Annotated in this window: 14 protein-coding genes; 6 read left to right on the top strand and 8 right to left on the bottom strand. The window is 36.5% G+C overall.

All coding sequences use genetic code 11. The annotated features are described in order from the left end of the window. Window positions 1-8: 8 nt before the first annotated feature. The 3 genes from ACODST_RS05075 to recF form a co-directional block, all read right to left on the bottom strand. Window positions 9-1,076 (bottom strand): glycosyltransferase, encoded by a 1,068-nt coding sequence (locus tag ACODST_RS05075; RefSeq protein ID WP_488931025.1) that lies wholly within the window; start codon window positions 1,074-1,076, stop codon window positions 9-11. 91 nt (window positions 1,077-1,167) lie between these two features. After that, window positions 1,168-1,845 (bottom strand): DUF2461 domain-containing protein, encoded by a 678-nt coding sequence (locus ACODST_RS05070; protein ID WP_488931024.1) that lies wholly within the window; start codon window positions 1,843-1,845, stop codon window positions 1,168-1,170. A 120-nt stretch (window positions 1,846-1,965) separates the two neighbouring features. Next, window positions 1,966-3,045, bottom strand: coding sequence for a DNA replication/repair protein RecF (gene recF, locus ACODST_RS05065; protein ID WP_488931023.1), 1,080 nt, complete (start codon window positions 3,043-3,045; stop codon window positions 1,966-1,968). 239 nt (window positions 3,046-3,284) lie between these two features. Between recF and ACODST_RS05060 the strand changes: the two genes are divergently transcribed. The 6 genes from ACODST_RS05060 to ACODST_RS05035 all read left to right on the top strand — a co-directional run bounded on the left by ACODST_RS05060 (window position 3,285) and on the right by ACODST_RS05035 (window position 9,651). Beyond that, the gene (locus ACODST_RS05060) at window positions 3,285-4,064 is read left to right on the top strand and encodes a tetratricopeptide repeat protein (RefSeq protein ID WP_488931022.1); all 780 of its coding nucleotides are present in this window, start codon (window positions 3,285-3,287) and stop codon (window positions 4,062-4,064) included. A gap of 102 nt (window positions 4,065-4,166) precedes the next feature. Then, on the top strand, window positions 4,167-4,739 hold the full coding sequence (ribH, locus tag ACODST_RS05055) for a 6,7-dimethyl-8-ribityllumazine synthase (RefSeq protein WP_488931021.1): 573 nt from the start codon (window positions 4,167-4,169) through the stop codon (window positions 4,737-4,739). A 165-nt stretch (window positions 4,740-4,904) separates the two neighbouring features. Next, window positions 4,905-6,863 (top strand): DNA mismatch repair endonuclease MutL, encoded by a 1,959-nt coding sequence (gene mutL, locus ACODST_RS05050; RefSeq protein WP_488931020.1) that lies wholly within the window; start codon window positions 4,905-4,907, stop codon window positions 6,861-6,863. Further along, a complete protein-coding gene (locus tag ACODST_RS05045; RefSeq protein ID WP_488931019.1) occupies window positions 6,860-7,672 on the top strand; it encodes a rhomboid family intramembrane serine protease in 813 nt (270 codons plus the stop codon). The genes mutL and ACODST_RS05045 overlap by 4 nt, the downstream gene beginning before the upstream one ends. Before the next feature lie 46 nt (window positions 7,673-7,718). Beyond that, window positions 7,719-8,582, top strand: coding sequence for a rhomboid family intramembrane serine protease (locus ACODST_RS05040; RefSeq protein ID WP_488931018.1), 864 nt, complete (start codon window positions 7,719-7,721; stop codon window positions 8,580-8,582). Window positions 8,583-8,598: 16 nt separating this feature from the next. After that, window positions 8,599-9,651: an endonuclease/exonuclease/phosphatase family protein gene (locus tag ACODST_RS05035; RefSeq protein ID WP_488931017.1), complete on the top strand. Its 1,053-nt coding sequence runs from the start codon at window positions 8,599-8,601 to the stop codon at window positions 9,649-9,651. 69 nt (window positions 9,652-9,720) lie between these two features. Here ACODST_RS05035 and ACODST_RS05030 read toward each other — a convergent pair whose 3' ends face one another. The 5 genes from ACODST_RS05030 to ACODST_RS05010 form a co-directional block, all read right to left on the bottom strand. Beyond that, window positions 9,721-10,335, bottom strand: coding sequence for a WbqC family protein (locus ACODST_RS05030; protein ID WP_488931016.1), 615 nt, complete (start codon window positions 10,333-10,335; stop codon window positions 9,721-9,723). Window positions 10,336-10,420: 85 nt separating this feature from the next. After that, a complete protein-coding gene (gene lepB, locus ACODST_RS05025) occupies window positions 10,421-11,974 on the bottom strand; it encodes a signal peptidase I (RefSeq protein WP_488931015.1) in 1,554 nt (517 codons plus the stop codon). 56 nt (window positions 11,975-12,030) lie between these two features. Next, the gene (gene dapB / locus ACODST_RS05020) at window positions 12,031-12,732 is read right to left on the bottom strand and encodes a 4-hydroxy-tetrahydrodipicolinate reductase (RefSeq protein ID WP_488931014.1); all 702 of its coding nucleotides are present in this window, start codon (window positions 12,730-12,732) and stop codon (window positions 12,031-12,033) included. 39 nt (window positions 12,733-12,771) lie between these two features. Beyond that, window positions 12,772-13,335: a DUF5683 domain-containing protein gene (locus ACODST_RS05015; RefSeq protein WP_488931013.1), complete on the bottom strand. Its 564-nt coding sequence runs from the start codon at window positions 13,333-13,335 to the stop codon at window positions 12,772-12,774. Next, window positions 13,335-14,237, bottom strand: a complete 903-nt coding sequence (locus ACODST_RS05010; RefSeq protein ID WP_488931012.1) for a ParB/RepB/Spo0J family partition protein — start codon at window positions 14,235-14,237, stop codon at window positions 13,335-13,337. Before ACODST_RS05010 ends, ACODST_RS05015 begins: the two co-directional genes overlap by 1 nt.

The raw sequence follows: 14,237 nt of genomic DNA, 5'->3' as shown, positions 1-14,237 counted from the left end.
TTGTTTATTTAAACAGAAATGCAATTTCGTTCGTTCAGTAAATCATGGTAACGATCTGAAATAATCTTCATATTACTATTATAATTTGCATTTTTCTCGACAAATTCTCTGTTTTGGATTATCGCCTGATCTCGATATTCTGCATTTTCAAAAGCCCAGTTAAGTTCTTCAGCCAGCATTTCGATATTATCAGTTTCAATTAACTGTCCGTTTTGTCGGTGTGTGATCCAGCTTTGGTTTCCGGGAATATCAGAAACAACAGGATAGCAATTGCAGGCCATAGCTTCAAATAAGGAGGCCGAAACGCCTTCGGTAATAGGCATGCTGATATAAATGTTGGATTGCTGTAATAATTGAGGAAGCGCTGTGTTTGGGATTCTGCCCGTAAAAATAACTTTGTTTTCGATTTGAAGTGCTGCTGCTAAATTCTTTAAGAACTGAAGTCTTGTTCCGTCACCCACAATGGTAAGCGAAAAATCAATTCCTTTCTGATGTAAAATTCCAAATGCTTTCAGGATAGAATCATGACGGTATTCCGGTTGTAAGGAACGGGTAACGATAGCTTCGATTTTACCGGAATGGTTGGTTAATGGTGTGAAAAGAGATAAGTCAATTCCTTTTGGAAGAACTAAAACTTTTTTCATGTCAACGCCAACGGCTTTCATCGAAATGGTCATTACAGGACCCCAGGCATGGATTAAATGCGCTTTTTTAAAGGCATATTTCTGAATGAATTTTTTAAACGGATATAAAAGAGAACCTTCGGGCCACAAATCTGTTCGTCCCTGCTGGGCAACAGCAATGGCTTTAGAACCGGATAAAGCAGCCAGAAAACCGTAACTGGTGGTTCTTTCCGCAATGACCATATCCGGTTTTTCTTTCCGGATGATTTTTCGAATGGAAACCGGAGATAAGAAATATTCTAAAATACGTTTAAAGCGGTTCAGTTTTGAATTGTTGGGGGTTTGGAGCTCCCAGGTAATCACTTCAAAATCGCCAAATTCTTTCAGCCCTTTCATCCAGGTTATCGCATCGGCGCGATAAGATTCTCCAAGAAAAAGTATTTTTCTTTTCATTTAATAAATGAGTTTTTGCCGCCGCGAATTTCACTAATTTCCACTAATTAATCCGTGCTGATTTGTGAAATTCGCGGCGATTTATCTTTTTCTAAAATTCTTCAGTATCTAAAGCACGATTGATAAATTCGTTTAAAGGTTTCAGTGCAATCAGTTTTTTGCTCATTTTAGAAACAAAATCTTTCTGAGTCACTTCTGAAATATCATATTTTTGAGTTGCAGTGAAACTCTTCAATTTTAAAAATTCGGCTGCAGGATGGTCTTTTTCGTAACCGCGGGGCATGCTTTTCAGTGAATTGTTTTCGTTGAAATCCAGGCTTTCAAACTCTTTTTTAAAATCTTTGTTATTTAGAATTTCTTCTAAATCTTCGTAGAAAAAAGCAATTTCTTTACGGACTTTCTTTAAATCTTCTGCTTCGGGCGAGTAAAAACCGCCGGCAATAAAACTGGCTCCTTTTTCTATATGAACATAATAACCTGCACGGTTTAAGCCTTTGGTTCCTCCGGACATCCAGATTCCTAGATGTGCTTTATAGGGTGATTTGTCTTTAGAGAAGCGAATGTCACGATTAATCCGGAAAGTACAATTTTTAACTTCCAGTAAATCAAGTGACGGATCAAGAGGTTTCATCTTCTCCAGAAAGCTGTTTACTAATTGATGGTAATCTTTTTTGAAAACTTCATACCGTTTTTTGTTGTCCTGAAACCACTCTCTGTTATTGTTCTTCTTTAAATCGTCTAAAAATTGCAATGATTCTTTCGTTAGCATATTCAGTATTTTTATTGCAGTTGTTTATTAAGTTCTTTTTCCGGCTAATGTAATGATTTCCTGACTGAGATCGGGGGTAAAGACTGATACAATTTGTATCAATTTTAGAATGATAAAGTGCTATAAGTTAAAAATCTTGTAGCTCTGATGTGTAGATTTTATAATAGCTTCTGTACGTTCCGGATGCGTGTCGGAAATAAAAAGCTGGCCAAAAGTTTCGCTGTTCACCATTTCTACAATTTTAGCTACACGGGTTTCGTCCAGTTTATCAAAAATATCATCAAACAACAAAATAGGGGTTACGCCGCTTTGTTTCTTTAAAAATTCAAATTGTGCCAGTTTTAAAGCTATCAGGAAAGATTTCTGTTGTCCCTGCGATCCGAATTTTTTAATCGGATGAGAATCAATTTCAAAAGACAAATCGTCTTTGTGAATCCCGGAACCTGTATACTGCAGGGCGCGGTCCTTATTAATGTTTTCCTGTAATAAGGTCAAAAGGTCTTTTTCGAATAAATGACTTTCATAAACAAGCTGTACCGATTCCTCTGATCCGGTTATGGCCTGATGGTGGGTATTAAATATAGGTATAAACTGCTCAAGGAAATCTTTTCTTTTTTCAAAAATAGATTTCCCGTATTCGTTCAGCTGTTCGTTATATATAGATAAGGTAACATTATCGAAAGTATGGTTAAGGGCGAAATATTTTAAAAGGGCGTTTCGCTGTACTATCACTTTTTGATACTGAATAAGCTGGTGCAGATAAGAAGAATCCAGCTGAGAAATTACACTGTCCATAAATTTACGGCGTGTTTCGCTTCCTTCTACAATTAAGTCGCGATCGGCAGGAGAAATAATTACGAGCGGAATAAATCCTATATGATCAGAGAATTTATCGTAGGCTTTTCCGTTTCTCTTTAAAACCTTTTTCTGCCCTTTTTTTAAGCTGCAGACAATTTGTTCTGTCCTTTCGTTTTTCTCCAGTTCGGCATCAATTACAAAAAACTCTTCACCATGTTTAATATTCTGAAGGGCAAGCGGGTTAAAATAACTTTTTCCGTAAGCCAGATGGTAAATAGCATCCAGTACATTGGTTTTTCCGATTCCATTTTTGCCAACAAAACAATTGATTTTGACATCGAAATCAAAACTGGCCTCGGAGAAATTTTTATAATTGAATAAAGAAATTTTGTTTAAATGCATTTTTAAGCAGCTCTAAAGAGAAATTACCATTTTGGATCCGGTAAATTAAGGATGCAAAATTATCTAATTTTATCGATATAAAGGGCTTTTGAGGTATTTCAAGTTGATTTATTTTGAGGCTGATGCGAAAGTACTCAGGCTTCCTGGAAATATTTTTTTTAAAATAGTGATAATTTTGATTTTTTTTGCCTCAGTTTCAAGAAAAATTTTATTTTTGCCGTTCACTAAATTAATTTTAAATGGCTACTTACAATAAAAGAGGATATAAAGCACCGAAAGAGAAGGAAGTTAAAGAAGTAACTGAAGAACAACAGGTAGTAATTGATGAGAAAGACAGCACAACAGCTGGTGTTTTTTCTAAATTAGATGAAACTGCTTCAAGAACTGAGGATTGGGTTGCTAAAAATCAAAAAATCATTATTGGTTTAGTTGCTGGTATTGCAGTTGCTACTATTGGTTATTTGGCTTACCAAAAATTTATTGAGGCTCCTAAACAAGACGAAGCAGCAAACGAAATGTTTGTGGCTCAGCAGAACTTTCAAAAGGCTGTTGACGGTGTAGCGAGCGATTCTTTATATAAATTAGCATTAAACGGTTCTGAAGGTAAATTCGGATTTGTAAAAATTGCTGATGAGTATTCTGGAACCGATGCCGGAAATTTAGCAAATTACTACGCTGGTATGGCGTATCTGAATACAGGTAAATTTGATGAGGCCATTAAATATTTAGGCGAATTCAAGTCAGAAGATCTGATCTTAAGCGCTTTGGCAAAAGGAGCTATCGGAGATGCTTATTCACAAAAAAACAATCAGAAAGAAGCTTTATCATACTATGTAAAAGCAGCTGAATCTAATAAAAACGATTTTACTACACCTCGTTTCTTATTAAAAGCCGCTAAAACAGCAATTGCTTTAGGTCAGAAAGAAGAGGCGCTGAAATATTTAAACGATATTAAAGATAACTTTGATGCCGCTCCGGAAGCAGCTTCAGTTGATGCTTTAATTGGATTAGCACAATAATTATACTTTTTGAGTTGAGATTTTAGATTTTAGATTGTAGATTTGTATTTAAGAATCTTCCCGACAGTTCGGGACTAAAATTAAAAATCTAATATAGTACAGATGGCTACCGAAAATAAAAATTTATCAGAATACGATAAAACCACAATCCCAAATGCGAAAGACTTTCGATTTGGGATTGTTGTTTCTGAGTGGAACGATGTTATAACTGAAGGACTTTATAATGGCGCTTTTGAAGCTTTAATTGACTGCGAAGTACCGGCACAGCAAATTATCCGCTGGAATGTTCCGGGAAGTTTCGAGCTTATTTACGGCGCAAAAAAAATGCTGCAGACTCAAAATGTCGATGCCGTAATTGTAATTGGCTGTGTAATTCAGGGCGAAACCAAACATTTTGATTTTGTTTGTGAAGGAGTGACCCAGGGAATTAAAGACCTGAATGTTCAGACTGATATTCCGGTTATCTTTTGTGTTTTAACAGACAATAACATGCAGCAGTCTCTTGACCGAAGCGGCGGTGCTCACGGAAACAAAGGAACCGAAGCAGCAATTGCAGCTATAAAAATGGCTTATATTCGCCAGCAGGCTTCTATTTCACATCCGTTCAGCCAGCCATTATTGTCTTCTGGTGCACTTCAAATCGAGGATAAACCACGAGAAATAGAGAACGAATAAAACACATTTGTTTTAAAGATATTAAAACCTGTACTGTGTAAGAATAGTATAGGTTTTTTTGTTTTTTTTATGATTACAGATATTTAAAAAGCCAATCAAAATTCACTAAATTTGTGCTTCTTGGTTTTTACTTTAAACCCTAAACCTTAAAACTATTTTTGCTTAATGTCGAGTATTATTCAATTACTTCCTGATCACGTTGCTAACCAAATTGCTGCCGGAGAGGTGGTGCAGAGACCCGCTTCAGTTGTAAAAGAATTGCTGGAGAATGCGGTTGATGCTAAAGCGACGGATATTAAATTGATTATAAAAGACGCCGGAAAGTCGCTGGTTCAGGTTATTGATAACGGGGTGGGAATGACGGTGACAGATGCGCGTTTGTGTTTTGCACGTCATGCTACCTCAAAAATCCGCCTGGCCGAAGATTTGTTTTCACTGGGGACCAAAGGTTTTCGCGGAGAAGCTTTGGCTTCTATTGCGGCGATTGCCCATATGGAATTAAAAACCAAACAGGAACAGGATGAACTTGGGACTCATATTGTTATTGAGGGCAGTAAATTTGTTTCGCAGGAAGTAGCAGTTCTGCCTAAAGGAACGTCATTTGCGGTTAAAAACTTATTCTTTAATATTCCAGCCCGTCGTAATTTCTTAAAGTCAGATACGGTCGAATTTCGTCATGTCATGGATGAATTTCAGCGTGTGGCACTGGCGCATCCTAATATACATTTTAGTTTTTATCATAACGGAAGCGAACTGTATAATCTGCCGGCTGCCGGTTATCGTCAGCGAATCGTGGGGATTATGTCAGGTAAAACCAATGAGAAACTGGTTCCGGTTAGTGAAGATACTGATATTATCTCTATTCAGGGGTTTGTCTGTAAACCTGAATTTGCCAAGAAAAACAGGGGAGAACAGTTCTTTTTTGTAAACGATCGTTTTATTAAAAGCGGTTATCTGCACCATGCTGTTATGGCGGCTTATGACGGACTTTTAAAAGATGGTACGCAGCCGAGTTATTTTCTCTATCTGCAGGTGCCGCCCAATACCATCGATATTAATATTCATCCAACAAAAACAGAAATTAAGTTTGATGATGAACAGGCTTTGTATGCTATTTTAAGAGCTTCAATAAAACACAGTTTAGGGCAGTTTAATGTGGCTCCGGTTTTAGATTTTGACCGTGATGCTAATTTAGATACACCTTATCATTATAAAGATGTAGAAGCGGAGATTCCAACCATTCAGGTCGACGGAACATTTAATCCGTTTACTGATGATAAAACCAATCAGCATTATGCCAAAGCAGGATCAGGATCAGGTTCCGGAAGTTACAGTTCGGGAGCGTCTTCTTCGTCTTCATCTTCTTCGTCTTCATCTTCTTCGTTTTCAGGTTCTTCTTATTCCGGTTATTCGAAAAGAATAGAGCCCACAGCAAGCTGGGAAAGTCTATATGTTGGTCTTGATACGGAGAATACCGAGAGTATAGAAAGTTCTCCTTTTACTTTTGAAAATGAAGAAGTGACCTCTTCTTTGTTTAATGACGATGAGGTGGAACAGGCAAGTCAGAAAACCTATCAGATTCATAAAAAATATATCGTTTCGCCTATTAAATCCGGAATGATCATTGTTGATCAGCAGCGGGCACATCAGCGTATATTGTACGAACAGTTTTTACTGAATATGACGGTTAATCAGGCATCCAGCCAGCAGCTGCTGTTTCCTCTGGATTTATTTTATTCGGCTTCAGAAATGAAACTGATAGAAGAATTAAAACCTTCTTTAGAAACTACCGGATTTGTATTTGATGATTCTAAAACAGATCATGTGGTGATTTCAGGGATTCCGGTTAATATTACCGAAAGTGAAGTTTCTATTGTAATTGAGCAATTGTTAAGTGACCTGCAGGATGGAATTCCGGCGAGCAGTTACAGTCAGAACGATACTATTGCCAAATCGATGGCTAAAAGTTTAGCGGTTAAAACGGGGGCGTATTTAACCGAAAAAGAACAGGATAATCTGGTAAACGGTTTGTTTGCCTGTAAAGATCCTAATATTTCACCTTTTCAAAAACCTACTTTCATCACCATGCGGGTGGAAGATATAGATAAAAAGTTTGCCTTATGATGAATATGACTCCGGTTGTAAAACAACTGCTTATAATTAATATTATTTTCTTTATTGGTGCTCAGTTAGTGCCTGTTTCGTATAATTATTTATCATTGTTTTATCTGGAGAGTGATAATTTCAGAAGCTGGCAGATTGTGACGCATATGTTTATGCATGCGCCATGGCCTAATTTTGCACATATTTTATTTAATATGTTTGCCTTGTACAGCTTCGGGTCTGCACTGGAACATTTTTGGGGCGGGAGAAAATTCCTTTTCTTTTATATTTCCTGTGGTCTAGGTGCTGCCTTACTGCATACAGGAGTGAATTATGTTCAGCTGCATTCTCTTTTAGAATCGGTATCTAACCTGAATTTATCAAAGGCTGAACTGCATTTGATTTTAAATGCCGATTATCCTTCATTATTTGATGCCAATGGTAAAATGCTGCCGGGACAAATTTCAACTATTCTCAATAAAGCCCATTGCACACAGGAACAGTTTAATGCGCTGGCACAGGCCGGAGCCATTACACAGTCTTCTGTTATTGGAGCATCGGGAGCTATTTATGGACTGCTTACGGCTTTTGCTTTTATGTTTCCAAATGCTCAGTTGGCTTTGATTTTTATTCCGGTTCCTATTAAAGCGAAATATTTTGTTCCGGGAATTCTGGCTATTGACTTGTTTTTAGGATTTAAAGGAAGTTCTTTGTTTGGAAGCGGAGGAACGGGAATTGCTCATTTTGCTCATGTAGGCGGAGCGATAGCGGGCTTTTTAATGATGCTGTACTGGAAAAAAAATCAGTTTAATAACAACCGATGGAATTAATTTTTAACTTTAATAATTAATTCTAAAAAAAAATAAAAAAGACTATATGAATATTCTTGACGATTTAAAACTTCAGTATAAATTGGGCGGTATTGCCATGAAGGTTATTTATTGGAATATCGGCTGTTTTATTATTTCATTGGTTTTTTTCTATCAGTTTTCAACAGGAGTATTTGTTTATCCTGACTGGCTAGCACTTTCTTCAGATCCGCAGGTTTTTATGTTTAAGCCCTGGACTTTTTTGACGTATGCGTTTTTTCATTTCGGATTTATGCATTTGTTATTTAATATGCTGGTTTTAAATTTTGCGAGTAATTTATTCCTTACCTTTTTTACTCAGAAACAATATTTGGGATTGTATATTTTAGGGGCTGTTTTTGCCGGAATTGTCTTTGCGCTTAGTTTTTATGTTTTAGGAACTTCTGCCTCAATGGTCGGTGCATCGGCAGCTATTATGGCTCTTCTGGTGGCCGCGACTACTTATCAGCCTTTAATGAATGTGAGGCTGTTCTTGTTTGGTAATGTAAAACTCTGGCATATTACAGGGGTTATTTTAATACTGGATTTAATGCAGTTTCGCCTTGATAATATGGGCGGGCATATTTCGCATCTTGCTGGAGCCTTTTTTGGATTTCTTTACATTAAACTGCTTCAAAACGGAACAGACTTAAGTGTAATCATCAGCCGGATAATTGACTTTTTTGCCAATCTTTTCAGAAAATCCCCAACCACCCCATTTAAAACCGTTCATAAGAATTACAAAAAACCTGCAGAAAAAACAACGTCAAAAATTGTTACAAAAGACAAAACACAGCAGCAGATTGATGAGATTTTAGATAAGATCAGCCAGTCAGGATATGACTGCCTGACCAAAGAAGAAAAAGATTTTTTGTTTAAAGCCGGAAAATAATCCTTAGCCGAATACTATGAAAAACCTTTCGTGGTTTAATAAGATAATGTTCTTTTTGAATATAGTGCTGACTGTGCTTACATTCAGTGTTTATATTCTGCCCTTTCTGGCACCTAAGAGTTTTCCCCTTTTATCGGTACTTACGCTCTTTATGCCGGCTTTTTTTGTGGCTAACGGGCTCTTCTTTATTTATTGGGGAATTCAGTTTAAAAAACGCCTTATTTTGTCCGGGCTGGTGCTGCTTACAGGAATTACGTTTATCAGTAAGTTTTATAAATTTTCGGCCAAAGAATATGTAAAGGATGAAAAGGATTTCTCGGTTATGAGTTACAATGTTCGTCTTTTTAATGTTTTTAAATGGCTTGATCGTGATGATATTCCTGAAAATATAAAAGCTTTTATTGATGAGAAGGATCCGGATATTTTGTGTATTCAGGAATATTCAAATTCTGCTCATCTGGATTTAAAAGTGTATCCCCACCGTTATATTTTTATAGACGGTAAAAAGATCAAGACGGGGCAGGCTGTTTTTTCAAAATTTCCTATCATAAACGAAGGAAGTATTGTTTTTCCAAAATCTGACAATAATGTGGTGTATGCAGATATTAAGCGTGGTAAGGATGTTATTCGTGTATACAATATGCATTTGCAGTCTATTAAAATATCTCCTGATGTAAGTGAAATTTCAGATGATATAGATAAGGTCAACCAGAAGAAATCACAGCGTATTTATGCCAGAATCAGTAAAGGATTCACGCAGCAGCAGGAACAGGCGGAAATTTTTAAAGAACACATCAAAAAGTGTAAATATCCTATTATTATCTGCGGGGATATGAATAACAGTCCGTTCTCTTACGTGTATCGAAGTATAAAGGGAAAACTGAAAGATGCTTTTGAAGAAGCAGGAGAAGGCTTTGGGGCCACTTATAAGTTTAAATATTATCCAGCCCGAATTGATTATATTTTTACCGATACTAAAATGAAAGTAAAAGAGTTTGAAAGTTTTCCTGACTTCGAAAATTCAGATCATTATCCAATAATGACGAGGCTGTCAATTGATCAGTTTTAGCAGTTAAAAGTCAGAAGGTTAAAGCTGAAAGTCACAACGCATAAAACGTATAACTCCTAAGGTAGGAATTTATATTATTTTCTGAGTCTTTAAATAATCCATTGCAAATTTCCCTTCATTAAAAAGCAGGTCCAAAACACTTAAATTGTTGATAAAACCATGTTTGTCATCAAACACCTGAGTGTATTTTTCGAATGAATTCTGGTCTTTTTTTCCATTAGCCAAATGTCTGAAATCACTAAAATCCGGTGTTTCATGAAAGTACTCCGTTGTTTTGCCAAATTCAAATTTCATACGAAGACATTTGGTAACGATATCTAAAACTTCGAAATTGAGGTCCATTAAATAATGGTGTTTTTTTTCGAAAACGGGTACAATGTCATCTTCGAAGTATTCGAAGAAAGGAGAGCTTCTATAGGCAGCTTCTAAGGATTTAAAATGCTGTTTCTGCCAGTCAAATTCATTCTCAATCAGAATATCTTTTGTTTTCTGATGTGCTGTTTTAGAATGCTTAACAGGGATATTTAATAACTGAATTCCGTTTGGACTATAGATGTAAGTTCTGTTTCTGTTTGTCTGTTTCTGGAAATTATCTTCCATTTCAAAAGTAATATTTTCAGATTGGGCCATAACTGCAAAATGGCTGATAGACGGAAAATAAGTAGGAAGTAATAAGGAATTCATGATTTTTTTTGTTTAATCGGTAAATCGTTTAATTGTTCTTTTCCAGAAACAATTAAACGATTTACCAGTTTAACGAATAAACGTTTTAAGCTTTATTTTGTTTTCTTTTTCTCCAAAAGAATTCGCCAACAAAGTAAAGAGCCAGTATAATTAGGAAATATTTAAAATACGAATGCGGTTGTCCTTCTCCGTCTACCGTTGTAAATACTCTGCTCCAGCGGATTTTGTTGATTCCTTTTCCGTTGGTGTCCCAGCTCATCCAGATGAATACCGGTTTCCCTACGATATGATTTTCCGGTACATACCCCCAATAACGGCTGTCTTCAGAGTTATGTCGGTTGTCTCCCATCATCCAGTAATAATTCTGTTTAAAAGTATAACTGTTGGTTTCTTTGCCGTTTATTAAAAATTTTGAACCTTTTAATGTTAGCGTATTTCCTTCGTAATTTGTGATGATTTCTTTGTAGAAAGGAATCGATACATTGGTTAATTGAACTGTTTTTCCTGCTTCAGGAATGTAAATAGGACCAAAATTGTCCTGATTCCATTTATTGATGTGAGGGAAAATAGCATTGTCGTTTCCTCTGTCGATTTCTCTTTTAACGGCAGTTATACCTGGTGTGTTTTTTAGTCTTTCGGCGCTGGCTTCTGTTAAGGCTCTGAAATATAAAGTATCTCTTTTTTCAGTTCTGAAACCTGCAGGATCAGTAATGTCCAGTTCTTTAAATAAACTTTCAAAATCAATAGGGGTTTTTCCGTCTAAGGCTACCGAATAAGAATACTGAGGTTTAGCTCTTTCCGGTAAGATTAATTTTTGCCCATTGATGAATACAAAACCATCTACGATAGACAGACTGTCTCCCGGAATACCCACGCATCTTTTTACGTAGTTTGATTTTTTGTCAATTGGTTTGATAACCCCGGGTCTTCCTTTTGGCTCATAAAAATAATGTACCGTGTCGACCGGCCAGTTAAAAACAACAATATCGTTTCTTTTTATTTTTTCAAAAGCCGGAAGCCTGAAGTAAGGCAGCTGCGGCCAGCTTAAGTATGATTTCCTTTTGGTTAAAGGGATAGAATCGTGTACCATTGGCAGTGCAACGGTCGTCATTGGGACTCTCGGTCCGTAGTTTACTTTACTTACAAATAAAAAATCTCCAATTAGTAAAGATTTTTCTAAGGAAGAAGTTGGAATTGTATAAGGCTGAATAACATAAGTATGTACCAGAGTAGCGACAATAATAGCAAAAAGCAATGAGCTTACAGTATCGGCCGTTTTGTTTTCTGGGGTTAATTTTCGGTTGGCATTATACTCTAATTTCTGTGTATAGTTGACGTAATAGATGTAAAAGCCAAGGGTAAAAATTCCTAAAATAGTATCTAAAGTTGATTTTTTACCAAAGGTTCTTAGTGTTTCTACCCATACTACCGGAAACATGATCAGGTTGATAATCGGGATGAAAAGTAACAAAGTCCACCAGGTCGGGCGGCTGATAATTTTCATTAAAATAATTGAATTGTATACAGGAATTGCAGCTTCCCAGCTTTTTCTTCCGGCTGCCTGATACAATTTCCAGGTGCCCAAAAAATGAATAATCTGGACAGCTAAGAAAAATACGAACCAAGAGTAAAGTGTCATAATATTGTATTTTAAGTTTCAAATACGGGATTTAATAATCCGGAATTGTATTCTGTTTATTGTAAATTTAATACATCTTTCATTGTGAAAATGCCTTGTTTTCCGGCAAGCCATTCTGCTGCAATAACGGCGCCAAGTGCAAAACCTTCCCTGTTATGGGCAGTATGTTTTATTTCTATACTGTCTATAGCAGAATCGTAGTTTACCGTATGTGTACCCGGAACCTCTCCAATTCGTTTTGCTTCAATATGAATTTGATTGCTTTTGGCTTCTTCCAGCGTCCATTCAGCGTAGTTGCTGTTCTGGATAACACCTTGTGCCAGCGAAATGGCCGTGCCGCTTGGGGCATCCAGTTTATGAATATGATGGATTTCTTCCATAGAAACTTTATAGGCGTCAAACTGCTTCATGATTTTAGCCAGATATTCATTTAATCCAAAGAATATATTGACACCCAGACTAAAGTTGGAGCTGGAGATAAATCCTCCTTTTTTCTCATGGCAGAGTGCGATCATTTCATCATAATGCTCCAGCCATCCCGTTGTTCCGGAAACGACAGGCACACTGGCATTAAAAGAGGCGGAAATATTGCTTACCGCTGCAGAAGGAACACTGAAATCAATGGCAACATCGGCTGTTGAAAGTCCGTCGTAAGTATTAAATTCGTCTTTTCTTAAAACAATTTCATGACCTCTTTCTAAAGCAATTCGTTCAATTACTTTACCCATTTTTCCGTACCCTAAAAGTGCAATTTTCATTTTATATGTATTTGTGAATTTTAAATAGAAATTAAAATACTATTTAAAACTATAATTAAAAGTTAATCCAACATTTGGTTTAAATGTTACGTCAGCCGGATAGATTTCCGGGCGCAGTGATAGTCTTTCGTTTACGTTAAACTGAAGCAGGGCTGCATCAACATTGGCATCAATGATATTCAAAACGTAAAAACCAACAACAAATAAAGCAGATAAATCTCTGTTTCTCTGGTAAAATTTCTGTCCGGCAATAAGTCGGCTTTCGTCCAGATACTGGTATTTGTCATCATTATAACCTTCAAGTCTTCTTTTGTAGGCATCACGATAATCATGGTATTTTTTGCTGTTGTCTATATAAAAGTACAAACTCGTTCCGATAGCACCGTAAACGAGCGGAATTTTCCAGTATCTCTTGTTGTATGCCTGGCCTAATCCGGGTAAGATAGCCGAATAAAAGGCTGCTTTTGCTGGTTTAAGCGGGTCTATTTCCTGTAATGCAGTAGTGTCTTTTACGACCAAAACCGTGTCTTTTTTTACCTGGGCAAAAAGAGAAACGGTTCCTGTGAGAAAGAACAATATGCTTATGGGGACAATTTTATTCACTATCCGTTTATTAATTTTATTATTCGGTTAAAGTCGGCCTCAGAATTGAAAGGAATAGTGATTTTTCCTTTTCCACTGCCGGCGACTTTAATATCAACTTTCGCACCAAAATAATCGTTGAAAGTATTTTTTTGAGTTTCTCTGACCATAAATGAAGAATCAGCTTTAGGTTTTCCTTCCGCTTTTGGCTGCTGGCCTTCGTGGTAGTTTTTAACCAGTGCTTCGGTTTCACGAACTGATAAATTCTGGCTTACAATTTTTTGGTAAATATCAGTCTGAACATCTAAGTCTTCAATATTGATTATGGCACGACCGTGTCCCATACTGATAAAACCATCGCGAATACCGGTCTGGATAATCGGGTCCAGTTTTAAAAGACGCAGGTAATTAGAAATAGTAGAACGTTTTTTTCCAACACGCTCACTCATCTGTTCTTGTGTTAACTGAATTTCATCAATTAAACGCTGATAAGAAAGGGCAATCTCAATTGGGTCTAAATCATGACGCTGAATGTTTTCAACTAAGGCCATAACCAGTGACTCATTGTCATTGGCAATACGAATATAAGCCGGAACATGAGTAAGTCCAACTAAAGTAGAAGCACGTAAACGACGTTCTCCTGAAATTAACTGGTATTTATTGAAATCTAATTTTCGAACAGTAATAGGTTGAATTACACCAAGTTCTTTGATAGAAGTGGCTAATTCACGTAATGATTCTTCGTTAAAATTGCTTCTTGGCTGAAACGGATTTATTTCGATAGCACTTATTTCAAGCTCAATAATATTTCCAACAACCTTATCAGCATTTTTATCCTCTACTGATGTAATGTCATTTTCGGGATCTTTTAATAAGGCTGATAATCCTCTTCCTAAGGCTTGTTTTTTAATTGCTTTTGTCAT

The organism is Flavobacterium sp. FG19 (genome assembly GCF_057809475.1).
This window is presented reverse-complemented; position numbering and strand designations above follow the sequence as displayed.